A 26,875-nucleotide genomic window follows, 5' to 3' on the forward strand; every position below is an offset into this window, starting at 1 on the left:
TTAAACACCTCATTAAACTCAATATATTCTCGGCAAACGGTATTTCCTCTAGCAACTTATACCTTTTATCGATTAATTATATTGTTTCGAAATATCAGGGCGATCTTTGTGTTTTTGAAAAAAAATAGTGAACAAGTCCAAAATGAAATTCATTTTACGTATTTTTTCCTTTAAAGTTTGCCTTCTTTTATCAGTGATCGCACTGATTTTTCTAGTTGTATTAAACTTTTATGGCCTATACTCCAATAAATTCTACTTTAATAAAGTCGACAATTATATTTTTCCGGTTTTAGCCATTGTACATCTTATATATCTTTATGTTTTGAACAGTCGGATTAGAAGATCGGCCTCTATAGATTCTACAGTGCTAAATTTGGAGTATGGTTTGTATCCTGCATTTTTAATTTACATGTATAGAGGTGCTGAAACTTTAATAAATCTCCTCTCTTATAGTAAGTTCGAAAGCACCCTACAATCGGAAGTATTTCATTTTATGGTCATTGTGATATCCTTGATGTATTTTTTCTTAGCACTGCTTAGCCTAATAACCTTTAGACATAGACAACAAATCCTAGGTCATTACCACTTCTTAATTCTAAACAAACACCAATAAACATCCTATTAAGTCCTTAATTGCGATTGTATTATTCGTATCTTTAAGGAAGCCATACTTATTTATTAAGCTCCTATTTTATTTCTAAAAGAAAACCTATTACGCGACCTTAGGAAGTGGATTACTGTTGACTTTTTTTAGAAGATATTTTCATCCTGATGAATGTCTTATGCGTTAGGGACCGCGGCGGCATCCCCGCAGCAAAGCAAGGGATATAGCCAAGGGCCCGCCCGACGAAGGAGGGAACGCCCCAATAATTAAACAAAAACTTATTATATTGATTGCATTTTTTGTTAAGCTCCGATTAGTAACAGCATAACGACTTTATTTAAAAGTTACCGCCTAAAATAATATCTATATATAAGAATATCTTATAACACCGAGGCATTTGCATACTTCCCCCAACATTAAAATTATGAAGGTTTCCATATCCTCAACGCTTTTGGCGATTCTAATTATTGTGATTTTAAGTTTTTACGGCCTATACTTCAACCGTTTTAATTTTTTTACAAATTAAAAAATTACATTTTCCCCGATTTTAGCCATCATTTATCCCCTATACATTTTTTGGCCTAAAACTACCTATATGGAATACCCGGATACGGTGAGGCGAGATATTGAATATACTATGTATTTTATATGCTTGATATACCTTTTTCAAATAATCGAAACCCTGATTCCTGTCGTGTCTTTGGGACAATTCCACGATCGAATTATTCCGTCTACATTGATCCCCATGGCCGCACTAAAGATATGTTTAAAGGTGTTCTTGCTACTATTCACCGTGTTTTTATTTATTAAACGTAAACTCCTTAGAGGAAAATACAACCATAATTATTTAGATCCGGATCTAGCGTCCGAAATTGAATAACACCTCGACGTTTACTCACCGTTTACAGCCCTTTAATGTAGTTTCCGTATAAATCTTTAAATTCATATCCTTCTGTAAATCGCTGTTTGCTAAGCTTATTATAAGCGGCCAATCCCCAAAGCAATAATTCCTTATAAAAGTAGACGTCTTCTTTTATAATGTTAGGATTATATTTTTCCATTAAGGCATTTAATGGCGGTATATTGTTCAGCTGGTTCTTGTATTCTTCATCGGTAGCATCGTCTAAAACAACGAGCCCTTCTCCGTTAAAGAACCAACTGATCAACTCATCATATGGCCCTTCGACATCCTTGCGTTCTAGCTTTTCTATTTTCGGGAAATATTCGGCAAAAATAGATTTTACGGCATCTTCAATCAAAATTTGCGCAACACCATCAGCGCCTTCCTGTTCGCCTTCATAGACTAGTTCTATTTTTCCGGTTATGGACGGTATGACGCCCATAAAATCTAACAATCTAACCGCTGTATTGTCCTTTTTGCTTTTAAGAATTCGTCGTTCTGCGGTACTCAATAAATTTTCAAAGGCTGTTATGCTCATCCTGGCACTGATACCGCTCTTAGCATCTACATATTCGCTTTTTCTAGCTTCGATACTTATTTGCTCTAATAAATCCTTGGCTACATCAGGCATATATACCGCATCGATCTGACGCTTATCGAGTTTAGATTCTTGTTGCGTAATTTTTCTAGCCGTTGCAATATCTTCTGGATAGTGGGTTAATATCTGAGACCCTATCCTATCTTTCAAAGGTGTCACAATACTCCCCCTATTAGTATAATCCTCTGGGTTTGCCGTAAACACAAACTGTAAATCGAGGGGTAGTCGCAATTTAAATCCTCTTATCTGAATGTCGCCTTCTTGCAAAATATTAAACAAGGACACTTGTATTCTTGCTTGTAAATCGGGAAGTTCATTAATCACGAATATACAACGGTTGGCACGAGGGATCATTCCAAAATGGATTACCCGGTCATCGGCATAGGAAAGTTTTAAATTAGCCGCTTTAATAGGGTCTACATCCCCTATTAGGTCGGCCACAGTGACATCTGGAGTAGCAAGTTTTTCGTAAAACCGTTCATCCCTATGCAACCAAGAAATTGGAGTTGCGCCTCCTTTTTCCCTTATCAATTCTTTAGCATATCTAGAAATGGGGTTTAATGGATCGTCGTTTATTTCCGAACCGGCAACAATAGGAATGTACAGGTCCAATAGATTTACCATTAAGCGCGCTAACCTGGTTTTTGCCTGCCCTCTTAGGCCAAGGAGGTTGATGTTGTGCCGCGATAGAATTGCCCTTTCCAATTCGGGGATTACGGAGTTTTCATACCCCCATACCCCTGGAAAGCTGTTTTCCTTGTTTTTTATTTTGAGAATAAGGTTGTCCCTAAGTTCGTCTTTAATTTTCTTTGGTTGGTAGCCCGATGCTTTAAGCTGTTCTAGGTTAGTAATTTCCGTATAGTTTACATCCATATTTCTATATTCTAAACCCCTACTGTCGCAGGATTCTTATTGTTGTTACTTATCCCTTTAATCTTTTTCTTCTATTTTGCTCATAATCCTCGAAAATCATTTCTCCAAGACCTTTTAATCCGGTAAAAAAAGCTTTCCCTTTATTCGCCGCTGTAAATTGCCTTACGAACTGCGTTAAATAGGGGTCTTTAGCTATCATAAAGGTGGTTATGGGGATATGTAATTTCCTTGCTTGCCTAGCAATGTTATAACATTTCTCTACGATATAATCGTCCAGGCCAACGCTGTTTTTATAATATGTACCATCGGGCAACCTAAGACAACTTGGCTTTCCGTCGGTAATCATAAATATCTGCTTATTCGTATTCTTTTTCCTTCTCAGCATATCCAAGGCCAGTGATATCCCCGCAACCGTATTGGTATGGTAGGGGCCTACTTTTAAATAAGGCAGGTCCTTTATAGGAATGGGCCAGGCATCATTTCCAAATACCAATACCTCCAAAGTGTCCTTTGGATATCGGGTGGTAATCAATTCTGCCAATGCCATGGCTACTTTTTTGGCCGGGGTAATCCTATCCTCTCCATAAAGAATCATACTATGGCTGATATCGATCATCAGCACGGTACTCATTTGGGCTTTATACTGGGTATCTTCAACCACTAAATCTTCTTCACTAAGAAAAAAGTTACCCATCCCGTGGTTAATCTGGGCATTTTTTAAACTTTCTGTCATGGAGATACGCTCTAGGCTATCGCCGAAACGATATTCTCGCAATTCGCCCAAATGCTCATCTCCCCTGCCAGAGGTACCGGTCTTATGGCTGCCGTTACCACTGCGTTTAATTTTTCCAAATATTTGATTTAAGGCCGCTTGACGAATAATACGCTCCATTTTAGCCGTGATGGCCATATCGCTCTTTCCGGCACCCCCACCATCATTCTTATCTGCTTTATGCTCCTCCCGGAGGAATCCTTTGTTTTTAAGGTCTGCTATAAAGTCGTCAATGGTATAGTTCTCATCGGTAAGCTCGTATTCCTTATCTAACTCCCTTAGCCAATCTAAAGCCTCATCCACATCGCCCGAAGTATGTGTGATTAATTCTTTGAAAATATCAAAAAGCTTATCGAAGGGAGTCAGTTCAGGTGCTTCGTAATTTGAAAAGCGAAACCCTTTTCTTTTATTCTTGCCCATACTATAAATTTAATACATTTGGTTTATATCTTGGGCTTTTTAAACAAAACTTAACGGATCAAAGCGTACCCAACAGCTATGGAAGACAAGAACTTGTCAAGGTTTATTGGATTTTATGAAACACCGCCATTATGGATCGGTCAATTAAATGGTATACAACAGTTTGTTTTTCCCGAGATAGATTTTAAAGATTTTAAACCTCAACCATTACCTACGAATCTAAGATTAGGACATCAATTAGAGCAGGTTTTCTTTCAGCTAATCAATAGCGCTGCCACCTACCGTATCCTAGCACATAATACTCCGGTTAGAAAAAACAAGATCAGTCTAGGTGAAATAGATTTTATTGTAGAAGATTTAACTGCAAACCTTCTTATACACATAGAGCTTACCTATAAGTTTTATTTAGTAGACCCCAATATTCCGGAGGAGCAGCAACAATTGATAGGTCCTAACCGAAGGGATTCTTTTTTTAGGAAAAAAGAAAAAATTATAAATCACCAAATCCCCCTAATATATTCTCCTGAGGGAATTTTAGCTTTAAGTGACCTAGGGATAGCCCAGGAAGCATTACAGCATCACGTATGTTTTAAAGCACAATTGTTTGTACCGTTTACTAATAAAAGTACAACATTACCCTCCTTCAATCCAAAATGCATCATAGGGTATTGGTTTTCATTCCAGATCTTTGAATCCGAAGGTTTTCAAGAATTCGAATACTATATTCCAGCCAAAAAAGAATGGCCCATACCCCCCCATAAAGACGTCATCTGGTCCTCACATTTCGATATTTTACCAACGGTAAGGAATTACATGAAAAATGAACAGTCGCTTATGATATGGATTAAAAAGCCGCTGCGACCTATAGAAAAACACTTTATAGTTTGGTGGTGATTTTATTTCCAAAGCAATGAACATTGGATACTCTCTAAAAAAACAGGAGAAACTGGTTTTCTGAATGCTATAAAAAACAATAATAGCACATATAATCCGTTCTTCTAGGAACCAATCTTAACCTATTTTGACGATGATTAAAATATACTGTGTTTTATGCGCTTTTTTCTGTACGTATACCCTCCCCAAGAAAAGCAACTGTGAACTAGCTTATTCCACAGCTACTTATGCCTTAATGCACGCAAAAAAAGCCTTAAAGGCTAATAATTTCGACCATCAAAAGTATGCTTCTTCCAAAGCTTTGGCCTCTTATGAAAAAATTGTCGAATACCTAACAGATTGTAAATGCGACAATCTCTCGGACAAGGTAGCAGAAAACATAGAAGATGCGAAAAAGGCTTCCGATCCAGTCGATTGGGATAGAGGGCGCTATTATAGCAAAAAAGTCTACAATAGCACCCAAGACCTTATTGGACTAATGGACGAGTGTTTTAGTGCTGAACCAGAAGCCAGTAAGTAATCTTTAATTTCTTAAGAATGGCGTGCCTCCAAAACCGCTACAATATCTTTTAAGGTAAAGCCTTTTGCTTGGAGTAATATTAGATAGTGGAACAACAAATCGGCACTTTCGTCCTTAAACAGTTTGTCGTCATTATCTTTTGCCTCGATAACCACTTCCACAGCTTCTTCTCCGACCTTTTGGGCAACCTTATTGATTCCGCTTTTAAAGAGGGACGAGACATAACTTGGCTTAGCGCCTTCTTCCTGGACTACTTTACCTTCTGCTTGGTCTTTTCTATTTTGGATAATAGCCTCGAGTTTACTTAAAAACCCGTAAGAAGCGTTATTTTCCTCTTCCCAACAGGTATCGGTTCCCTTGTGGCATGTTGGACCAACGGGATTTACCTTAACTAATAAAGCATCTTGGTCACAATCTAGTTTCATATCTACTAGATGAAGAAAATTACCGCTTTCTTCGCCTTTGGTCCATAAACGCTGCTTGGTTCTGCTAAAAAACGTAACCTTTTGCGTTTTTTGGGTTTTCTCAAAAGCGTCTTGGTTCATATACCCCAGCATCAGTACTTTTTGGGTCGTTGCATCTTGAATGATGGCTGGTACCAATCCGTCGTTATTCTTATTAAAGTCTATTGTCATCATTGTTACATTGGTCATGAAGGAAAGAACATTTAGCGAGATGATTTATTTTTCTCGGCTCTTTTAGCCCTCTTGTTTTATTTATATTCTTACTGGTATATTGTTCCGTTTTAATTCTTCTTTTAGGTCTTTGATCTCTATTTCTTTAAAATGAAAAACACTGGCTGCTAAAGCAGCATCGGCTTTCCCTTTTAAAAAGGTATCTGTAAAATGCTGTATTTTTCCGGCACCTCCCGAGGCAATAATCGGAATATTCAATTCGGTCGATAATTTTGCCAAGGCCTCGTTCGCAAATCCGTCTTTGGTACCGTCATGATCCATAGAGGTGAACAGTATTTCCCCGGCGCCACGTTGTTCTACTTCCTTGGCCCAATCGAACAGATTTAGTTCTGTCGGCACTTTTCCTCCCACCAAATGAACAACCCATTTACCGTCAATTTGTTTAGCATCTATAGCCACCACAATACATTGAGAGCCAAATTTAGCCACTAAGTCATTTATTAACTGTGGATTTTTCACTGCCGATGAATTTATAGAAACCTTATCCGCACCGTTGTGAAGCAAAATATCAACATCTTCAACCGATGAGATTCCGCCTCCTACGGTAAAGGGTATATTTACTTTCTCCGCTACCCTCAATACCATATCGGCCATGGTTCTACGTCCTTCTTCGGTAGCCGAGATATCTAAAAAAACCAACTCATCTGCCCCCGTTTGGGCATAGATTTCTGCCAGTTCCACAGGATCGCCAGCATCTCTTAAATCAACAAAATTGATCCCTTTAACGGTACGTCCGTTTTTAATATCCAAGCACGGTATAATTCTTTTCGTCAACATATCTTTTTCTAATCGCGCTGAAACTCATTCAGCCTCAGTATTAAGTGGTTAAACACCCTTCTAATTTCCTAGGATAAAGTTTTCTAACTGTTTTAGGCTAATTCTATTCTCATAAATAGCCTTGCCTATAATAGTTCCTTCACAGCCTAGATCTGCCAATTTAGGAAGTTCCTCAAAGCACGATATCCCGCCACTGGCAATTAGTTTTATCTTTGTTGCTTCATTTTCAGCGGCTAATAATATTTTTTCGTACAAATCAAAAGAAGGTCCTTCCAACATGCCGTCCTTGCTAATATCGGTACAAATTACATAGCTAATCCCTTCTTTTTGGTATGACTGTATAAAAGGAATTAACTCTTCTTTGGACTCTTCGAGCCATCCCGATACTGCAACTTTTTCATCCTTGGCATCGGCGCCCAAGATTATTTTATCGGCTCCGTAGGTCTGTATCCACTTTGTGAATACAGCTCTATCTTTTACCGCAATACTACCGCCCGTTATTTGGCTTGCACCACTATCGAAGGCAATACGCAGATCGTCATCGGATTTTAATCCTCCGCCAAAATCGATTTTCAAATTGGTTTTTGAAGCTATCTGCTCCAAAACCTTATGATTGACAATATGGTGCGACTTGGCACCGTCCAAATCAACCAAATGAAGGTGTTCTATTCCATGAGCTTCAAACTCTAACGCCACCTCCAAAGGGTTTTCATTATAAATCTTTTTAGTATCATAGTCTCCTTTAGAGAGTCTTACGCACTTTCCTTCTATAATATCTATTGCTGGTATTATTCTCATATAATTTCCCCAAGTTTTTAGAAACATCAAAACTTAAACAGGGTGTTTTTAAATTTGTGATTTTTATTTAGGTCCTATGCTTACAACCTACTGATTGATTTATGTGCTGCACTATAAGCCCTTATTCAATTTTAAACAACCTCCAAGAAGTTCTTTAAAATACGCTCTCCTACGAGGCTGCTTTTTTCTGGATGAAACTGGGTGCCATAAAAATTGTTTTTCTGCAGGGCTGCGCTATAGTCAAGGTCGTAATTGGTTACGGCTATGGTATCATCACAGACCGGAACATAAAAACTATGCACCATATAGATATATTCGTTTTCCGATATTCCATTAAACAAAGCCGAATCGAACTTGGCTATTTGGTTCCATCCTATTTGAGGAACTTTCACCCTCTTAGAAAACTTTACGGCATTTACATCAAAAATTCCCAAACCCGAAGTGTTTCCTTCTTCCGTTGCCATACACATCAACTGCATTCCCAAGCAAATCCCTAATACCGGCTGTTTCAATTGGGGTATAAGAAGGTGCAAGCCGCTGTCTTTTAGTTTTTCCATAGCGCTTCCGGCCTCCCCTACACCGGGAAATATAACCTTATCGGCTGCCAGAATTTCTTCCCTATCACTACTCAGGACCGCCTCGAACCCTAAGCGCTGAATGGCGAATTTAATACTCTGTATGTTTCCTGCGCCGTAATTAATAATTACAATTTTCATTTCTCTTGATCCAGATCCCCTCCCAAGGGAGGGGGAATTTAGTTTTCAAATATTTTTTTACACCCTCGCTAAGGATTAAAGTACACCCTTAGTACTAGGCAATACCATTTTTTCTACATCGCGTTTAACCGACATTTTGATGGCCTTTGCAAAAGCCTTAAAAATAGCCTCTATTTTATGGTGCTCATTGGTGCCTTCTGCCTTGATATTTAAATTAGCCTTTGCACCATCAGTAAAGGATTTGAAGAAATGATAAAACATTTCGGTAGGCATTTTACCGATCATTTCACGTTTAAATTCTGTTTCCCAGACCAACCAGTTACGACCGCCAAAATCTATCGCAACCTGGGCTAAACAATCGTCCATTGGCAAACAAAAGCCATAGCGCTCTATACCTAACTTATTACCCAAAGCTTTGGCAAACACCTCTCCTAATGCAATGGCAGTATCTTCTATGGTGTGATGCTCATCGACCTCCAAGTCTCCTTTTACTTTAATATCTAGGTCCATTTGGCCATGACGTGCCAATTGATCTAACATATGGTCAAAAAAGTCTAGGCCGGTACTGATGTTACTCTTCCCTGTACCATCCAGATTCAGTTTTATAAAGATATCGGTCTCATGGGTAGTACGTTGTATTTCCGATACTCGGTCTTGCAGTTTTAAAAACTCATAAATCTGCTCCCAATCATTGGTCTCCAAAGCAATATACGACGACAACTCGTCCTTCTTAACGGTGATTTCCCCAGTTCCCAAATGAGTATGGTCATTGATGAAGATACCCTTAGATCCTAAGTTTTTAGCCAATTCAATATCTGTAAGCCTATCACCAATGACAAAGGAATTCTTTAAATCATATTCGTCCGAGAAATATTCCGTTAGCAACCCAGTTCCTGGTTTCCTAGTATTGGCATTTTCATGAGGAAAGGTCCTGTCCAAAAATATTTTATCAAAAACCACTCCTTCATTTTTAAAAGAGTCTAGTATAAAGTTATGAACTGGCCAAAAGGTGTCTTCCGGAAAAGAGTCGGTTCCCAAGCCGTCCTGATTGGTTATCATCACCAATTCATAATCTAGTTCTTTGGCAATTTTCCCTAAGAAAGTAAAGGCTTTAGGGTAAAAGGTCATTTTTTCAAAAGCATCGATCTGCTCATCCACGGTTTCTTTAATAATGGTACCGTCTCTATCTATAAATAGTACTTTTTTCATAGCTATGATCACCCAACTCTTAAACAATAAGGGTTATGGATTTTATTTGGTTATTGTATTTCTTTTAAAGCTCTTATCAATTGTTCATTCTCTACAGGTGTACCTACCGTAAACCGCAAGGTGTTTTCACATAATGGCTGTGTAGTTCTATTTCTGATCACCACTCCTTTTGCCAATAATTTCTCATAACGGTTATTTGCGTCGTCTACTTTTGCCAAAATAAAATTAGCATGGGAAGGAAAAACCCTGTCAACATAAGGCAGTTCTAACAACGCCTTGGACAAGCAATCGCGTTGTTCTAAAATGGCCGTTATTTCCTGATTGATAGCTTCCTGGTCCATCAAGCGCTCATAGGCTCTGTGTTGACTAAGCTCATTGACGTTATAGGGTGGCTTAATCTTATTTAAAACGGCAATAATTTCGGTCGATGCATAGCAAATACCAAGTCGTATCCCTGCCATACCATAGGCTTTAGACAAGGTCTGGGTGACGACCAAGTTAGGGTACTCTTCTAAACCATGGATCCAGCTGTCTTCGGGAGAGAAGTCAATATAAGCTTCATCTACCACGACCAATCCTTTAAAGCTTTGCAACAATTCCTTTACCACTGCTTTTGAAAAGCTATTGCCGGTAGGATTGTTGGGTGAGCATAGGAAAAGCAGTTTACTATTCTGATCGCTTTTACGTAAAATCTCTGCTACATTAGGCTCAAAACTCTCCGTTAACAACACCTCTCTATTCTCGATGTTATTGATACCTGAAAGCACTTTATACATCCCATAGGTTGGCGGAAGGCTAATAATATTATCTGTTTTAGGTTCACAAAAAGCCCTAAAGAGTAAATCTAACACCTCATCACTACCATTCCCAAGGAGTATTTGGGCTGGAGCAACTTTTTTCTGGGTCGCCAACACTGCTTTTAGGCTTCTTTGTTGTGGATCGGGGTACCTATTGACTCCGTTGTCAAAAGGATTTTCATTGGCGTCTAAAAAAATCATTTTAGAGCCATCCGAAACGTATTCGTCACGTGCCGAAGAATACGGGCTTAGTCCTTTGACATTGTCTCGGACCAATTTGTCTATGTTAAAATTTTCTACCATCTTCAATATGTCGCTACCAATTAAATAGCCTGTAAAATGTTCTTTTTATTCCGAATTTATTTTAGACTCTTTAACCTTAGGGTTACCGCGTTTTTATGAGCATGCAAGCCTTCGGCTTCTGCCATAACCTCTATCGTTTTTCCAATTTCAGAAATACCTTCCTTGGATATTTTCTGAAAGGTCATACTTTTCATAAAACTATCTAGATTTACTCCACTATACTGTTTTGCGTACCCATTGGTAGGCAAGGTGTGGTTCGTTCCAGAAGCATAATCTCCTGCGCTTTCCGGAGTGTAGTTCCCTATAAAAACCGAACCCGCATTGCAGGCTTTCTCCAAAAAGAAGGCTTCATTTTCTACACATAAAATATAGTGCTCCGGTCCGTATTCGTTGATAAGATCTGCAGCCGTCTGATCGTCTTCTACATAAATCAGTTTACTATTTGCTATAGATTTTTCTGCAATAGCCTTTCGCGGCAGGTCTTTAAGTTGCAATGCGACCTCTATTTCTACTGCGTCGATAAAGTTTTTGGAAGTAGACACCAAAATAACCTGACTATCGGCACCGTGTTCGGCCTGACTCAATAAGTCGGAAGCAACGAAGGCGGCATTGGCCGTATCGTCGGCCATCACCAAGAGTTCACTAGGTCCGGCAGGCATATCTATGGCTACCCCAAATTGGGTCGCTAATTGCTTTGCTACGGTAACAAACTGGTTTCCTGGACCAAAAATCTTATACACCTGCGGAATAGTTTCTGTTCCAAAAGTCATTCCTGCAATAGCCTGTATACCTCCTACTTTAAATATTTTTGTGACCCCGCAAAGATCGGCTGCATATAAGATTGCCGGATTTACCTTACCTTCCTTACTAGGAGGAGTACACAGTACAATCTCTTGGCATCCAGCTATAGTAGCAGGCACCACCAACATAAGAATTGTAGAAAACAAGGGAGCTGTTCCGCCCGGAATATATAAACCTACTTTTTGGACCGGTCGTTTTTCTTGCCAGCAAAGAACACCATTAGTAGTTTCTACACTAACTTTTTCGGTCTTTTGAGCTAAGTGAAAGCGCTCTATATTGCCTTTTGCTTGCTGAATAGCCTCTTTAAGTTCTGCTGAGACCAATTCCTTTGCGGCTTCAATCTCTAAAACAGACACCAAATTGGTATCCATTTTGGCACCGTCAAATTTTTCGGTATATTTTTTAACAATGGCATCGCCACCGCTTTTTATTTCCTTAAAAACGTTTTTGACAATACCCTCTATATCGGCTACCGTTTGTGTGGGTCTTTTCAAAACCGTTTTCCAATCTTCTCTGATCGGGTTATAAATTTTATTCATTCCTATGCTCCTTTTAGGTTTTTAAGCACCTTAACTAATTAAGACCACTCAAAAACAGCTTTAAAAATCTTCAACAAAACTCCTTTCTCATAGGTGTTATCAAAAGGAATAGAATCCTTACAACACCATCTTTTCGATCGGACACACCAGAATGCCTTCAGCACCTGCTTTTTTAAGTTCGTCTATGACCTCCCAAAATTTATCTTTATTGATAACAGTGTGAATAGAACTCCATCCTTCTTCTGCCAAAGGTAAAACGGTAGGGCTTCGCATTCCTGGAAGGAGCGCAATTACCTCTTCTAGCTTATCATTAGGTGCGTTTAACAGCACATACTTGGACTGCCTAGCTCTAAGGACGGATTGGATTCTAAACTGTAGTTTTTCGAGCAACAGCTGTCTTTCAGTATCAATCAAGGGAGATACTGCTAATACAGCTTCACTGGTCAGCATGACTTCGACCTCTTTTAAATTGTTTTTAAACAGCGTACTCCCACTAGAAACTATATCACAAATAGCATCTGCCAATCCAATATTAGGAGCAATTTCTACAGAACCATTGATAATGTGTATATCAGACTTTACCCCTTTACTTTCCAAATAATTTACGACCGTATTGGGATAGGAAGTAGCTATGCGCTTTCCTTCAAAATCTGTTACATCTTTATATTTTACGGGTTTGGGAACCGCCAAAGATACTTTACATTTGGAAAAGCCTAATTTTTCTGCTATAGAAATATCACCACCCTTTTCTATAAGAACGTTTTCTCCTATAATCGCAATATCTACTACCCCATCCCTTAAATATTGTGGGATATCGCCATTTCTAAGATAAAACACTTCCAGAGGAAAATTCCTTGAACATGCTTTTAGCTGGTCCTTTCCATTGTCTATGGATATACCACAATCTTTTAAAATCTGTAGTGAATCCTCATTAAGACGTCCACTTTTTTGAATTGCAATCCTAATTTTTTTCATTTTCAATTTTTAGTTTTTATCTGAGCGAAACAAACAGGCAGAAAAAACAAAACCCGTTTGATTGCTCAAACGGGTTAGATTATATTTTAATTACAACAATACATTTCTATCTCGCTTGATCGCCAGTATGGAAATGATGATGATGTGTATTTTTGTTTTTCATGACGCCGTAAAAGTAGTATATTAACATGTAATTGTCAAATTTTTATACTACACATTTTTGTGACAGTTTGTTAAATTATTATTGATTCCCCAAAATAAGTGGCAATCCCGAGTCTCCACTCCCTATAACGATTATCTTGGAGTTTGGAGATTCTGATAATTTTATAGTAGCATCGATCCCCTTATCCTGTAAAATCTTATCAGTTAAGGAAGCACTTAAAATCTGGTTGGCATCTGCCTTCCCTTGTGCCTCTATACGTACTTTTTCGGCTTCTTTTTGTGCGGTAACAAGTCTAAACTCGTATTCCAAAGACTCTTGTTCTTGCTTAAGTTTTCGCTCAATAGCTTCTTTAATAGTCGGAGGCAACGTAACGTCCCTTACCAATATATCGTTTAACTGAATATATTGATCCTCTACTATCTTTTTAGACTCTTCAAATATCTCGTGTTGAATAGCATCTCTTTTGCTTGAATACAGTTGCTCAGGCGTGTAACGTCCTACAACACTTCTAGCGGCCGACCTGATCGCAGGCAATAGGACTCGTTGCGCGTATTGCTCTCCTTTCTCCTGATGCAATTTCCCTAAAAATTCACGTTTAGGCTCAAACCAAACGGAAGCATCTAGCTTAATATCCAATCCATTCGAAGACAGCACATTCATTTTTTCAAAAACCTCTTGTTGTCTTACTTCATAGATAAATACTTTGTTCCACGGGGCGACAATTTGAAAACCTTCTCCTAAAGGTGGCTCATCAGTAACCACTCCCCCGCCAAAAGTCTTATACAACACCCCGGCCTCTCCCGAGTTAATGGTGATGGCAGATTTTGAAATTAAGATGATCACTAAAATAAAGCCGATTATTACGGGTAATGCAATTTTTGGTAATTTGTCCATTTACTATTTGTATTTATATAATTAATTCTACGTTAAACCGTTATATTTTCTCAATATCCATTCTATAACCAAAGCAAGGACTATGACTAGCAATATGATTTTAACATCTATCAAAGATACAACAATTTGTTTGCTTTTCTGAATAGGGCTGTAGCTTTGGTCTGTCCGTAAAATCTCGATCAAATCCGTAATATCCTCAGGAAAAAATAACTCCCCTTTGCTATTATTTGCTAGGCGTTGCAGTTTTTCATAATTACTCGACAAAAACTGCTTCTCCAAATCAAAGTCCATGATCGTAAAACTTCCCGATCTGCTTATACCCTCATTTTTCTCGGAAACCGTAAAACTATAGCTTCCCGGTACTACATCACTGAGATCTGCCTCGTAATGCCTTCCCTGTAAAAGCATTGGCATCTCTTGTTTCGTTGAGCTGCTTTTCTGGAAAACTTTTAGCTGAAGGGCCGCGTTGGAGACAAAAGAATACGTTTCATCAAAAAAGCTAGCCTTTATTTTTGCTTTATTGCCACTTTCGTACATCGACTCATACTCCAACATAAGCCTGCTTTTATTTTTGGAGCTTGAGAGATACAATATCAGTTTCCCTATAAAATCATCAAAATTTTTAAAATTTGAATCTCTTTTAAAGGACTGAAGCCTCCATTTCCAAATATTCTCTCCCGACAACAACATATGTATACTGTTATTATCTTCGGTTACAGACAATAACGGACTGTCTTGCCGCTCTCCCTTGATATACATTTCCAACAAAATATCCTGGGTACCCATAGGACTAAAAGCCCCTACATTACTCTCTAAAGGCGGAAAACCTTCGATATTAAAATCGGAGATATCGAATTTAGAAAAAGAAGGATCAGAGACTGCAAATATGTCTTGCACCGGATAACCGGTTTCAAACAGATAGTTATTTTGCACCCTGTTCATGAAACCCAAGTCCGAATGGGCCCCTAAAACAGTGAAAATATTTGCTTGTTTCTGTTTTGCAAATCTATAAACATTCTCAAAAGCACTGGTTGGCTGATATAACACAAACAACTCCATATCTTCTAGACTACTTAAAGCTGCGCTTGATGAAAACAACCTTACAGAACGCTGCTCATTGGAAGCTATGGCCTTCTTTAAAACTCCGATATCAGGATGTAAAATATCGGAGATAATAGCCACATTGATTTTTTCATCCAACACTTCTACTGTTAGAGCCATTTGATTATTTTCCGTATTTTTTTCATTAGGAAAACTACTAGCAACAACCTTTATTTGCTGCAACCCAACCTTATCTGCATCTATATTAACCGAAATGATTTTAGAATTAGAAACTCTAGACAAAGCCACCCCTTCCTTATAAATTTGCTTTCCGTTACTAAAAACCTGCAATTGAGAAGAAACAGTTCCAAGCCCATCATAAGAAAGATGTATTTCCAAGGGGAATTTATTTTTTATGAAGGCATATTTATTAGCATTTAATTGACCAATGCGCACATCCTCATATGTGGTACTGTCTCCCAACACCAGAGGATATATAGGAAATCCCTGCCTTTTTCCGTAAAATTCATAATCCTCACCAACGGTCTGATTACCGTCAGACAACAACACAACAGCAGTATTGGTATTAGCATATATTTCATTTAATGAAGCCAATGCCTTGGTAATATTAGTGTTTTTCTCTCGAAAGAGTAGCGGAACGGAGTCCTTTAGATAAGCACCAAAACTATATGTTTTTACTTTAAACTTATCTTCTAAGGCTTTTATGGAGTTTTTCACCGTATTGATCACCTCCACAGCCTTCACAGAATCACCCTGAACGATAGAGGCTGAATTATCTACCAAAACTATCAAGTTAGCCTTTTCTAGACTATAGTTATTGCTATAGAATTTTGGATTCACCAATAACAGAAGTAATCCAAAAACAGCTATAAACCTAAAAAAGGAAAGAAGACCATAAAGCCGTCCTCCCTTTTTTGTGTTATAAAAATATTGAAACAGCGTTATTGCCAAGGCCGCTAAAGCGGAAAGCAAAATATAAAAAACTGTTTCTATTTGCATTATTTTGATCGTTTACTACAACACCTTTTTTGAGTTTTTGTTAAATAGAACAAAACCTAGGTACAACCCATCGCAGTTTAGGTTAACATACCTCCATCAACATTTAATACTTGTCCTGTGACATAAGCAGATAGGTCCGAAGCAAGGAACAAACAAGCGTTCGCTACATCTTCCGGAGCGCCTCCTCTTTTTAAAGGAATTCCGTCTCTCCACCCTTGTACTACCTTTTCATCTAACTTATCGGTCATCTCAGTTTCGATAAATCCTGGTGCAATAGCATTACATCTAATATTTCTTGAACCTAATTCTAGGGCTATAGATTTTGTAAACCCAATCATACCTGCTTTAGAAGCCGCGTAATTAGATTGACCAGCATTACCCTTAACACCTACAACACTACTCATATTAATGATAGCACCTTTTCTTTGTTTAAGCATGGTTCGCTGTACGGCCTTTGTCATATTAAAAACCGACTTTAAGTTGATTTCGATAACAGCATCAAAATCAGCCTCTCCCATTCTCATCAATAGATTATCTTTAGTGATCCCCGCGTTATTTATAAGGATATCTATCACCCCGTCAAAATCTTCCAACACTTGAGCTATCAATTTTTCGGCATCGTCAAAACTTGCTGCATTGCTTTTATAAGCCTTCGCTTTCACCCCCATAGCAGTAAGATCTTTTTCCAAGGCTATCGCCGGGGCTTCACTGGAACTATATGTAAAAGCGACATTTGCGCCATGTTCAGCAAAAACTTTGGCTATCCCCATACCAATACCTCTACTGGCACCTGTTATTATTGCATTTTTACCTTCTAGTAACTTCATTTTTAAATAATTTTCTTAAATATTAATCAAATATAAGATATATCCTCTTTTGATATACTTTTTTCCTAAAATGCTTGGAAACAATTTCACCTAGTTAAAAGGCGAAAAAAAAATCCCGTTATATTCTAATTTAGATCCGATTGAAGTCGGTTTAGAATAAACGGGAAGTTATATCAAGAAAAAGGGGTTACCTTAATACTTCTTTTACTTTTAGTCCAATTTCCGCTGGAGAATCTACCACGTGGATACCACATTCTCTCATAATACGTTTTTTAGCCTGTGCAGTATCGTCACTACCACCAACGATAGCTCCGGCATGCCCCATGGTTCTACCTGCTGGTGCAGTTTCCCCTGCAATAAAGCCAACGATTGGTTTTTTGCTACCACTAGCCTTGTACCAATGAGCAGCATCAGCTTCCAATTGACCTCCAATTTCGCCAATCATTACTACACATTCCGTTTCGGGATCATTGATCAATAACTCTACAGCTTCTTTAGTAGAAGTTCCAATGATTGGATCACCACCAATACCGATAGCTGTTGTAATACCTAATCCCTGACGAACTACCTGATCGGCCGCTTCATAGGTTAATGTCCCCGATTTAGAAACGATCCCGACTGTACCTTTTTTGAAAACAAAGCCTGGCATAATCCCTACTTTTGCTTCTCCAGGAGTAATTACCCCTGGACAGTTAGGCCCAACCAAGCGACAATCCATATGCTTGATGTAGTCATAGGCTTTCACCATATCCGCTACAGGAATACCTTCAGTAATGGTTATAATAACTTTGATGCCCGCGCTAGCTGCCTCCATTATTGCGTCTGCCGCAAAAGCTGGTGGAACAAAAATGATACTAGTATCTGCTCCTGCTTTTTGAACCGCTTCTTCAACAGTGTTAAAAACAGGTCTATCCAAATGTAACTGACCGCCTTTTCCAGGCGTTACACCCCCTACTACGTTAGTGCCATATTCAATCATTTGTTGAGCATGGAAGGTGCCTTCGCTACCAGTAAAACCTTGAACAATAATTTTGGAATCTTTATTAACTAAAACGCTCATTATATTTTTGGTTTATTTAATTGCCGTAAAAATATGGCAATGGAAATGATTTCTAAAGTATTCTTTTGCTTATTTATCTATTCTTTTTAAAATAGAGGGCATTTGTTTGGCAATAGCCAATTGCTTCATTTTTTCTCTAGACTCCTCTGCCGGGCTTCCAAAGAAACTCTTTCCTCCTTCTAAAGATTTGGCGACTCCAGTTTGCGCTAACACTATGGCTTTTTTACCTATAGTAATACCGCTTCTAACCCCTACCTGCCCCCATAAGGTAACCTCGTCTTCAATAATCACACAACCAGCTATTCCGGTTTGCGAGGCAATAAGACATCGCTCTCCGATAACTGTATCGTGTCCTACCTGCACTTGGTTATCTATCTTGGTTCCTTTTTTAATGGTAGTATCACCAGTAACTCCATTGTCTATAGTGCACAGTGCTCCAATATCTACATTGTCCTCAATAACTACCCGTCCCCCAGAAAGCAATTTATCAAAACCTTCTGGCCTGTTTTTATAATAAAAAGCATCCGAGCCCAGCACGGTGCCGGCATGTATTGTTACATTGTTACCGATAATACAATTATCATAAATAGACACGTTGGAATGAATAAGGCAATTATCCCCTATGGTCACATTGTTCCCTATAAAACAATTAGGCTGCACAATAGTTCCTTTACCAATAACACTACTAGAAGAAATAGCACTAGCAGCTTTCGCAAAAGGCTTAAAGAAACTTGTTAAGGCATTAAAGTCTCTAAAAGGGTCGTCAGACACCAACAATGCCTTACCTTCCGGACACTCTACTTCCCTATTGATTAACACTATAGAAGCTTCACTATTTAAAGCCTTATCGTAATATTTAGGATGATCTACAAAAACGATATCTCCTTTTTCAACTACATGAATTTCATTCATTCCGAGAACAGGAAAATCGTCTTCTCCAATATACTCTGAATTAATAATAGTAGCTATCTGCTTTAAAGTATACGGAACTGGAAACTTCATAACACGTGTATAGAGTTAGATAATTGGGCTACCTGTGGAATTCTTCACAAATCAATCTGTCGACTTTCCGAACAATCACAGGTATCCTCTATAGTTTTTATGCTTTTACACGCTCCATATAAGCGCCTTTTTCGGTGTCTATTTTAATTTTATCACCTTCGTTGATAAAAAGCGGTACATTAACAGTTGCTCCTGTTTCTACCGTTGCCGGCTTGGTAGCATTTGTAGCTGTATTTCCTTTAACACCCGGTTCTGTATAAGTCACTTCTAAAATAACACTTGCAGGCATATCAACCGATAAAGGCATGCTGTCTTCCGTGTTAAACAATACAGTAACTACCTCACCCTCCTTTAGCAATTTTGGAGCATCCAAAGAGCTTTCTGGCAATGTAATTTGATTATAGTCGTCCGTATTCATAAAATGATACGTATCGCCCTCTGGGTACAAAAATTGATACGAACGAGTTTCTACTCGTACATCTTCCAATTTATGACCTGCCGAAAAAGTGTTCTCCAATATCCTTCCTGTACTAACACTTCTAAGCTTGGTTCTAACAAAAGCAGGGCCTTTCCCTGGCTTCACATGAAGAAACTCAATAATTTTATATATGTCGTTATTAAAACGAATACATAATCCTTTTCTAATATCTGATGTTGTTGCCATATAAATTTAATTTGTGCTAAAATAACCTTTCATGATTCCTCTTTGGGAATCTCTTATAAATTGCAATATCTCGTCCCTTTCAGGAGTTGCTTCCATTTCTGCTTCAATAATCTGAACAGCTTGGGTATTGTTATAGTTTTTTTGATATAAAATCCTATAGATGTTTTGAATTTCTCTGATTTTATCAGTCTCAAAACCTCTTCTTCTTAATCCTACCGAATTTATACCAACATAGGAAAGCGGCTCTCTTGCAGCCTTCACAAATGGAGGAACATCTTTTCTCACCAAAGACCCACCAGTCACAAACGAATAGCTGCCGATTGAGACAAATTGATGAACTGCTACAAAACCGGCCAAAATGACATTACTACCGATAGTAACATGGCCGGCCAAGGTTGAGTTGTTAGAAAAAATACAATTATCGCCTACAATACAATCATGGGCAATATGACAATACGCCATAATAAGGCAATTTTCCCCTATAACGGTCTTCATTCTATCTAAAGTACCTTTATGAATAGTAGCGCATTCCCTAATCGTAGTGTTATTTCCTATTACAACAGTAGTTTCTTCATCATCGTATTTTAAGTCTTGAGGAGGCGCCGAGATAACGGCACCGGGAAAAATATTACAATTTTTCCCTATTCTTGCTCCTTCCATTATGGTAACGTTGGATCCTATCCAAGTACCTTCTCCGATGATAACATTATTATGAATGGTAGTAAAAGGATCTACTACTACATTTTTTGCAATTTTAGCACCAGGGTGAATATATGCCAATGGTTGATTCATCCTATTGTTTCTTTTTAACTATTTGCGCCATCATTTCTGCTTCACATACTAATTTTCCATTAGCATAGGCATAGGCTTGCATATGACAAATACCTCTCCTTATTGGAGTAATTAAGCTACAGTGAAAAATAAGGGTATCCCCAGGCAATACCTTTTGTTTAAACTTGACATTGTCTATTTTCATAAAAAGAGTCAAGTAATTCTCAGGATCAGGAACCGTACTCAATACTAAGATCCCTCCGGTTTGGGCCATCGCCTCTACCTGCAACACTCCCGGCATCACTGGTGCCCCTGGAAAATGCCCTACAAAAAACGGCTCGTTCATAGTGACGTTTTTCATCCCTACCACATGCTGTTCTGACAACTCCAATATTCTATCAATCAACAAGAATGGAGGCCTATGGGGCAACATATCCATAATTTGATGGATATCCATTAATGGTGGTTGATTCAAGTCATAAGAAGGAACAAAATTTCTTTTTTCCGCTTTTATGAGTTTGGATAATTTTTTAGCAAATTGGGTATTAACAAAATGACCAGGCTTGTTAGCGATCACTTTACCTCTCACCCTTATCCCTATTAGAGCCAAGTCGCCTACAACATCCAATAATTTATGTCTAGCCGCCTCGTTAGGGTGATGCAGGGTTAAATTATCTAAAATTCCGTTTGGCTTCACAGAAAGCTTTTTCTTATCAAAAGCCTTTTCAAGCTTTTTCATGGTGTCTTCGGAAATTTCCTTATCTACGTATACAATAGCATTATTAAGATCCCCACCTTTAATCAGACCATTCTCCAATAAAGCCTCTAGCTCATGTAAAAAACTAAAGGTTCTAGAGTCTGCAAATTGAGACTTAAAATCAGCTAGATTTTCCAGAGTAGCATTCTGTGTTCCAAGAATTTTTGTCCCAAAATCGACCATAGTCGTTATTTGGTAAGTTTCGGAAGGGATAATCGTGATCTCACTACCAGTAGCCTCGTCTTTGTAAGAAATAACCTCCTTAACAACGTATTCCTGCCTAAAAGCCGTCTGTTCTACAATACCAGCTTTCTCCAAAGCTTCGACAAAAAACTTTGAAGAACCATCCATAATCGGTGGCTCAGATGCGTTTAGCTCTATAAGGACATTATCTATTTCTAAACCTACCAAGGCCGCAAGAACGTGCTCGGAAGTCTGTATTTTGACACCTCTTTTCTCCAGATTGGTACCTCTTTGGGTATTTACTACATAATTAGCATCAGCTTCTATTATAGGTTCTCCTTCCAAATCTACACGCTTAAAAGCATATCCAAAATTCTCAGGCGCCGGAACAAATTTCATTGTTACGTTCTCCCCTGTATGCAAACCAACACCTTTTAAGGTTATCTCCTTTGCAATTGTCCGTTGTTTTGTTGCTGTGTTACTTACCATCAATTTGTTTTTCTATTTTTTCTAACCTATTAATGACTTTAGGTAAATTTTTAAAGTGCACATAAGACTTATTAAAATCACTATAACTAATAGCTGGTGACCCTTGTAAAACCTCGTCATCCTTCACATTCCTACCGATACCGGATTGAGCTTGTATTCTAACCCTATCACCGATAGTTATATGTCCAACGATGCCAACCTGCCCGCCAATCATACAGTGTTTGCCAATCTTAGTAGATCCTGCCACTCCAGTTTGAGCCGCAATTACCGTGTGCTCGCCAATTTCTACGTTGTGAGCGATCATTATTTGATTATCAAGTTTAACGCCTTTCCTTAATATAGTAGAGCCTAGCGTAGCCCTATCAATAGTTGTCCCAGCACCAATATCAATATCATCTTCGAGAACCACATTTCCAATCTGGGGAACTCTTTGATATTCTCCATTTTCATCGGGAGCAAACCCAAATCCATCTGCTCCTAGCACAACACCGCTATGAATAATACAGTTTTTACCTATAATGGTTTCCGAATAAATCTTAGCTCCGGCAAAAACCGTTACATCGTCGCCGATGGTGACATTATCACCTATATAAACATTAGGATACACCTTAACATTATTACCAATCTTTACATTGTTTCCTACATAAGCAAAAGCACCAAGATAAAGATTTTCCCCAAATGAGGCGGAATCCGATTTAAAAACAGGACTCTCAATCCCCACCTTATTATTCTTTACCTCATTGTAATAAGCCAACAATTTTGAAAACGACTGATAAGCATTCTCTACTTTAATCAAAGTAGTCTCCAAAGTATGCTCCGGAACAAAGTCTTTATTAACTATAGTCACGGAAGCCTTGGTCGTATATATATAGGGAGTATATTTAGGATTTGCCAAAAAAGTAAGCGCTCCTTTTTCTCCCTCTTCTATCTTCGCGAGTTTATAGACGGCAATTTCTGGATCCCCCACAACTTCCCCTTCTAAAATCCCCGCGATTTGACTAGCTGTAAATTTCATGGCCACAAAAGTATGAAAAAATGTTAAATAGAAGCTTTAGGATAGCATATATAATACTTGGTCACAGTTTTTGAAAGCGCCTTTAGATTTAATTGATCAGAAGCTTTCGCGACATCCACAACCTTGGAATTAGACCTTAAAATATTGATATTCTGACACTCTGTATTATAAGCCCTATTCATTATCTCCCCCGAAAATACAAAATAAGACGTTTCCTTATCGCTTAAATTATATTGGTTTTTAAAAGCCATAAAGTGTTTATTAAATTTCATTTCACTGATCGGATTATTTTTAAGCTTTATATGCAACAACCTCCTGTTAATGACCATAGCACACAAATGAGACAATACAAAATCGTCATGGTCTTGCCAAGATTTTATAGCCGATAATATATCGACATCATCTAACCTGGCAAACAAATCCAAGGTATCATTCCGGAAATTATCCTTATTGATTTTATTATCCATAAAAAAGCGCAAAGCATTGCTACAGGACAACTGCCGCCCTTGACCTATGAGCTCTTTAGCTCTTTTAAGTATTTTTATTAAAAGTTGCTCTGCAACCAAACCTGTCTTATGCAAATACACCTGCCAATACATAAAGCGCCTTGCCATCAAGAATTTTTCAACAGAGTAAATAGCTTTCTCTTCTACGACTAATTTATCATCAAGAACATTTAGCATAGTCAGCAAACGTTCGGAATTAATATTTCCCTCAGCTACCCCGGTATAGAAACTATCTCTTTTTAAGTAGTCCATCCTATCCATATCTAGCTGACTCGACACTAATTGATTTAAAAACTTCCTAGGATGCAATCCTTTAAAGATTGAGATGGCGGTAGCCAATCTGCCTTCATACTTTTCATTTAACTGCTCCATAAACAACAAGGAGATGTGCTCATGACTCACCTCGTCCACTATACTGTGCTCCATGGCATGGGAAAATGGCCCATGACCGATATCATGCAGCAATATAGCACACAACAACCCTTCTTCTTCTTCTTGACTGATTTGGATAGATTTAAGACGCAATACCTGAATAGCATGCTGCATTAGATGCATACTCCCCAAGGCGTGATGAAATCTAGTATGATGCGCCCCTGGATACACCAGGTAAGTCATGCCCATTTGAGAAATCCGCCTTAAGCGTTGAAAGCAAGGCTCCGCGATCAGATTAAAAATTAGTAGGTTTGGTATACTAATAAATCCGTAAATTGGATCATTGAAAATTTTGAGTTTATTTGATTTTATCAATATAATTTTCTTTATACGGACAAATATAAGTACTAAATGAACAAGATAACAATACTTTGGGTAGATGATGAAATATATTTACTAAAACCTCATATACTTTTTTTAGAACAAAAAGACTACAAGGTTATCAGCTGCTTAAGCGGCCAAGAAGCCTTGGAAGAACTAAAAAACAACCATATCGACATAGTCTTTCTCGATGAAAATATGCCTGGTATTTCTGGCCTGGAAACCTTAAACGAAATAAAGGCCGCCTACAACTCTATCCCTGTGGTAATGATCACCAAAAGCGAAGAAGAACTCATCATGGAAGAAGCTATAGGAGCCAAAATCGCCGATTATTTAATAAAACCCGTTAATCCAAACCAAATACTGCTATCCCTTAAAAAAAACCTGGACCACTCCAGGCTAGTGTCCGAGAAAACAACTGCAAATTACCAACAGGAGTTTAGAAAAATTGCCATGGATCTTATTACAGTCAATACCTATGAAGAATGGGCCGAACTTTATAAAAAACTACTGTATTGGGAATTACGCCTAGAAGAAACAGACGATTCGGGTATGATAGAAATCCTGGAATCACAAAAAACGGAAGCCAACAATCAATTCGGGAAATTTATCGATAAAAATTATACAACTTGGTTTAAGAACTCAAACGGACCAGTAATGTCCCACACCGTATTTAACCAATTAATCAAACCCGAATTAAAGGACAGTAAAACACTGCTGATCGTCATTGATAACTTAAGATACGATCAATGGTTAGCCTTTGAAGACCCCCTCGCCTCTTACTACCGGAAAAGAAAAGAAGTTCCCTACTTTAGCTTACTACCAACAGCCACTCAATATGCACGGAATGCTATATTTTCTGGACTGACCCCCTTAGATATGGAAAAGAAATATCCGAAATGGTGGAAAAACGATACCGACGAAGGAGGCAAAAACCTTTTTGAAGAAGAATTTTTAGATTCGCAACTAAAACGACTAGGCCTGGATTTAAAATGGAGCTACCACAAAATCAGCAGCCTTAAGCAAGGAAAACAATTGGCACAGAATTTTAGATCCCAAAAAAACAACGACCTAACCGTAATTGTTTACAATTTCGTAGACATGCTATCTCATTCCAAAACAGAAATGGAAGTCGTTAAAGAACTAGCTTCTGATGACAAAGCTTATCGTTCCCTTGCATTAAGCTGGTTTAAAAACTCTCCACTGTTACAAATTATACAGCAAGCTCAAGGATTAGGATTAAAACTTATTATTACCACAGATCACGGCACCATAAATGTAAAACAACCTAGCAAAGTGGTCGGAGACAAGGAAACCAGCCTAAACCTGCGCTATAAAACCGGGCGTAGCTTATCTTATGAAGAAAAAGATGTTCTGATAGCCAAGGATCCAAAAAATATATATCTACCAAACATTAATGTAAGCAGTTCTTTTATTTTTGCAAAAAATGATCTATTCTTCGCTTACCCTAACAATTTTAACCATTATGTGAATTATTATAGGAACACGTATCAGCATGGAGGAGTTTCCCTTCAGGAAATGATCATACCTTTTACCGTATTAGAACCCAAATAAGAATTATAACAATGACTATCACCTATTCACAGGAGCAACTATCAGCAGTAGCACAGCAAATCATAGACAAGACCCCTAACAAAACCTTGTGCTTTTATGGCCAAATGGGAGCTGGAAAGACCACTCTAATAAAAGCTATAGTTACAGCCCTTGGTGGCTCAGGAACTACCAATAGCCCAACTTTTGGAATTGTAAATGAATACCATAATTCCAACGAAGAATTACTGGCCTACCATTTTGATTTCTATCGTCTAAACGACGAAACCGAAGCCTTGGATATGGGCCTAGAAGATTATCTATACGCCAACACCTGGGTGTTTATAGAGTGGCCAGAAAAAATAAACTCCCTACTTCCAGATGATTGCTGCAATATTAACATAAGCATACTCGATGAAAAAACCAGATCTCTTAGCATGTCGTGACCTCTCCCTTACATTAAAACTTATAAAACCCCAGATTATTTAAAAATAACCTGGGGTTTTTGTTTTTTATCAGTCGCAAAAAAACCTGCAACGTACTGTATTAACGAGCCTACAGGATTTTTTAGTAAAGTCTTATGTATTTTTTTCAAAATTATTACAGACCATGTAGTCTTTTTTTATATATTTGTCATGTCAATTAATCAAAACCCATAAAGCCAAAACCTATGAACGCTAAGAAATTTTTATCCGGAATCGCTGCCTCAATGTTGTTGTTTACTTTTTCCTGCAACACTCACGATTCCGCTGAAGAAGATGCTTTATACGAACAAAGCATAGATCGTACGGAAATCAAAAAACTTCCTTCAAACGGAATTGACAGAACAAAAATTAAAAAGCTTCCAAGCAACGGAATTGACAGAACCAAAATAAAGAAGCTCCCAAGCAACGGATAGCCTACACAATACTTATCAAACCCCTAGCAACCAATCAAAAAAAACACAAAGCCAAAACCTATGAACGCTAAGAAATTTTTATCCGGAAT

26 protein-coding genes are annotated in these 26,875 nt (G+C 38.1%); 6 read left to right on the top strand and 20 right to left on the bottom strand.

Annotation, left to right across the window (positions count from 1 at the left end; translation table 11 throughout):
• Positions 1-1,199: 1,199 nt before the first annotated feature.
• Entirely contained in the window at positions 1,200-1,484 is a 285-nt protein-coding gene (locus tag BUA16_RS07730) for a hypothetical protein (protein WP_072764170.1), read from the top strand.
• A gap of 22 nt (positions 1,485-1,506) precedes the next feature.
• On the opposite strand, the gene BUA16_RS07735 is transcribed toward BUA16_RS07730, so the two are convergent.
• Positions 1,507-2,976, bottom strand: coding sequence for a magnesium chelatase (locus tag BUA16_RS07735; protein ID WP_072764171.1), 1,470 nt, complete (start codon positions 2,974-2,976; stop codon positions 1,507-1,509).
• A gap of 49 nt (positions 2,977-3,025) precedes the next feature.
• Entirely contained in the window at positions 3,026-4,168 is a 1,143-nt protein-coding gene (locus BUA16_RS07740; protein ID WP_072764172.1) for a vWA domain-containing protein, read from the bottom strand.
• Between the two features lie 78 nt (positions 4,169-4,246).
• On the opposite strand from BUA16_RS07740, the gene BUA16_RS07745 reads away from it, so the two are divergent.
• Both BUA16_RS07745 and BUA16_RS07750 read left to right on the top strand, forming a co-directional pair.
• Entirely contained in the window at positions 4,247-5,062 is an 816-nt protein-coding gene (locus BUA16_RS07745) for a DUF1853 family protein (protein ID WP_072764173.1), read from the top strand.
• A 133-nt stretch (positions 5,063-5,195) separates the two neighbouring features.
• Positions 5,196-5,582 carry a hypothetical protein gene (locus BUA16_RS07750; RefSeq protein WP_143150473.1) on the top strand — a complete coding sequence of 129 codons (387 nt, stop codon included), beginning with the start codon at positions 5,196-5,198 and terminating at the stop codon, positions 5,580-5,582.
• An 11-nt stretch (positions 5,583-5,593) separates the two neighbouring features.
• Here BUA16_RS07750 and hisIE read toward each other — a convergent pair whose 3' ends face one another.
• The 18 genes from hisIE to BUA16_RS07840 all read right to left on the bottom strand — a co-directional run bounded on the left by hisIE (position 5,594) and on the right by BUA16_RS07840 (position 24,331).
• Positions 5,594-6,235: a bifunctional phosphoribosyl-AMP cyclohydrolase/phosphoribosyl-ATP diphosphatase HisIE gene (gene hisIE, locus BUA16_RS07755; RefSeq protein WP_262482956.1), complete on the bottom strand. Its 642-nt coding sequence runs from the start codon at positions 6,233-6,235 to the stop codon at positions 5,594-5,596.
• A 63-nt stretch (positions 6,236-6,298) separates the two neighbouring features.
• Positions 6,299-7,054 (bottom strand): imidazole glycerol phosphate synthase subunit HisF, encoded by a 756-nt coding sequence (gene hisF, locus BUA16_RS07760; protein WP_072764175.1) that lies wholly within the window; start codon positions 7,052-7,054, stop codon positions 6,299-6,301.
• A gap of 60 nt (positions 7,055-7,114) precedes the next feature.
• Positions 7,115-7,852 (bottom strand): 1-(5-phosphoribosyl)-5-[(5-phosphoribosylamino)methylideneamino]imidazole-4-carboxamide isomerase, encoded by a 738-nt coding sequence (gene hisA, locus BUA16_RS07765; protein ID WP_072764206.1) that lies wholly within the window; start codon positions 7,850-7,852, stop codon positions 7,115-7,117.
• A 131-nt stretch (positions 7,853-7,983) separates the two neighbouring features.
• On the bottom strand, positions 7,984-8,568 hold the full coding sequence (gene hisH, locus BUA16_RS07770) for an imidazole glycerol phosphate synthase subunit HisH (RefSeq protein ID WP_072764176.1): 585 nt from the start codon (positions 8,566-8,568) through the stop codon (positions 7,984-7,986).
• Between the two features lie 75 nt (positions 8,569-8,643).
• Positions 8,644-9,777 (bottom strand): bifunctional histidinol-phosphatase/imidazoleglycerol-phosphate dehydratase HisB, encoded by a 1,134-nt coding sequence (hisB, locus tag BUA16_RS07775; protein WP_072764177.1) that lies wholly within the window; start codon positions 9,775-9,777, stop codon positions 8,644-8,646.
• A gap of 50 nt (positions 9,778-9,827) precedes the next feature.
• Complete coding sequence (gene hisC / locus BUA16_RS07780) at positions 9,828-10,877, bottom strand: histidinol-phosphate transaminase (RefSeq protein WP_072764178.1); 1,050 nt, start codon at positions 10,875-10,877, stop codon at positions 9,828-9,830.
• Positions 10,878-10,933: 56 nt separating this feature from the next.
• Positions 10,934-12,217, bottom strand: coding sequence for a histidinol dehydrogenase (gene hisD, locus BUA16_RS07785; protein ID WP_072764179.1), 1,284 nt, complete (start codon positions 12,215-12,217; stop codon positions 10,934-10,936).
• A 117-nt stretch (positions 12,218-12,334) separates the two neighbouring features.
• Complete coding sequence (hisG, locus tag BUA16_RS07790) at positions 12,335-13,192, bottom strand: ATP phosphoribosyltransferase (protein ID WP_072764180.1); 858 nt, start codon at positions 13,190-13,192, stop codon at positions 12,335-12,337.
• Between the two features lie 241 nt (positions 13,193-13,433).
• On the bottom strand, positions 13,434-14,249 hold the full coding sequence (locus BUA16_RS07795; protein ID WP_072764181.1) for a prohibitin family protein: 816 nt from the start codon (positions 14,247-14,249) through the stop codon (positions 13,434-13,436).
• Between the two features lie 27 nt (positions 14,250-14,276).
• Positions 14,277-16,310, bottom strand: coding sequence for a vWA domain-containing protein (locus tag BUA16_RS07800; RefSeq protein ID WP_072764182.1), 2,034 nt, complete (start codon positions 16,308-16,310; stop codon positions 14,277-14,279).
• A gap of 77 nt (positions 16,311-16,387) precedes the next feature.
• The gene (fabG, locus tag BUA16_RS07805) at positions 16,388-17,137 is read right to left on the bottom strand and encodes a 3-oxoacyl-[acyl-carrier-protein] reductase (protein ID WP_072764183.1); all 750 of its coding nucleotides are present in this window, start codon (positions 17,135-17,137) and stop codon (positions 16,388-16,390) included.
• Between the two features lie 187 nt (positions 17,138-17,324).
• A complete protein-coding gene (gene sucD / locus BUA16_RS07810; RefSeq protein WP_072764184.1) occupies positions 17,325-18,197 on the bottom strand; it encodes a succinate--CoA ligase subunit alpha in 873 nt (290 codons plus the stop codon).
• A gap of 69 nt (positions 18,198-18,266) precedes the next feature.
• Positions 18,267-19,199 carry a UDP-3-O-(3-hydroxymyristoyl)glucosamine N-acyltransferase gene (locus BUA16_RS07815; protein WP_072764185.1) on the bottom strand — a complete coding sequence of 311 codons (933 nt, stop codon included), beginning with the start codon at positions 19,197-19,199 and terminating at the stop codon, positions 18,267-18,269.
• A 97-nt stretch (positions 19,200-19,296) separates the two neighbouring features.
• On the bottom strand, positions 19,297-19,863 hold the full coding sequence (gene efp / locus BUA16_RS07820; protein WP_072764186.1) for an elongation factor P: 567 nt from the start codon (positions 19,861-19,863) through the stop codon (positions 19,297-19,299).
• Positions 19,864-19,869: 6 nt separating this feature from the next.
• Positions 19,870-20,655, bottom strand: coding sequence for an acyl-ACP--UDP-N-acetylglucosamine O-acyltransferase (gene lpxA / locus BUA16_RS07825; protein WP_072764187.1), 786 nt, complete (start codon positions 20,653-20,655; stop codon positions 19,870-19,872).
• 1 nt (position 20,656) lies between these two features.
• Positions 20,657-22,063 carry a bifunctional UDP-3-O-[3-hydroxymyristoyl] N-acetylglucosamine deacetylase/3-hydroxyacyl-ACP dehydratase gene (locus BUA16_RS07830; protein WP_072764188.1) on the bottom strand — a complete coding sequence of 469 codons (1,407 nt, stop codon included), beginning with the start codon at positions 22,061-22,063 and terminating at the stop codon, positions 20,657-20,659.
• Positions 22,053-23,078: a UDP-3-O-(3-hydroxymyristoyl)glucosamine N-acyltransferase gene (gene lpxD, locus BUA16_RS07835; RefSeq protein ID WP_072764189.1), complete on the bottom strand. Its 1,026-nt coding sequence runs from the start codon at positions 23,076-23,078 to the stop codon at positions 22,053-22,055. Before lpxD ends, BUA16_RS07830 begins: the two co-directional genes overlap by 11 nt.
• A 23-nt stretch (positions 23,079-23,101) precedes the next feature.
• Entirely contained in the window at positions 23,102-24,331 is a 1,230-nt protein-coding gene (locus BUA16_RS07840) for an HD domain-containing protein (protein ID WP_072764190.1), read from the bottom strand.
• Positions 24,332-24,367: 36 nt separating this feature from the next.
• On the opposite strand from BUA16_RS07840, the gene porX reads away from it, so the two are divergent.
• The 3 genes from porX to BUA16_RS07855 all read left to right on the top strand — a co-directional run bounded on the left by porX (position 24,368) and on the right by BUA16_RS07855 (position 26,786).
• A complete protein-coding gene (porX, locus tag BUA16_RS07845) occupies positions 24,368-25,912 on the top strand; it encodes a T9SS response regulator signal transducer PorX (RefSeq protein ID WP_072764191.1) in 1,545 nt (514 codons plus the stop codon).
• 11 nt (positions 25,913-25,923) lie between these two features.
• Positions 25,924-26,334: a tRNA (adenosine(37)-N6)-threonylcarbamoyltransferase complex ATPase subunit type 1 TsaE gene (tsaE, locus tag BUA16_RS07850; RefSeq protein ID WP_072764192.1), complete on the top strand. Its 411-nt coding sequence runs from the start codon at positions 25,924-25,926 to the stop codon at positions 26,332-26,334.
• A 224-nt stretch (positions 26,335-26,558) separates the two neighbouring features.
• A complete protein-coding gene (locus tag BUA16_RS07855; RefSeq protein WP_072764193.1) occupies positions 26,559-26,786 on the top strand; it encodes a hypothetical protein in 228 nt (75 codons plus the stop codon).
• The last annotated feature ends 89 nt before the right edge of the window (positions 26,787-26,875 follow it).

This window comes from Arenibacter nanhaiticus (assembly GCF_900141935.1).
Taxonomy (GTDB): Bacteria; Bacteroidota; Bacteroidia; order Flavobacteriales; family Flavobacteriaceae; genus Arenibacter; species Arenibacter nanhaiticus.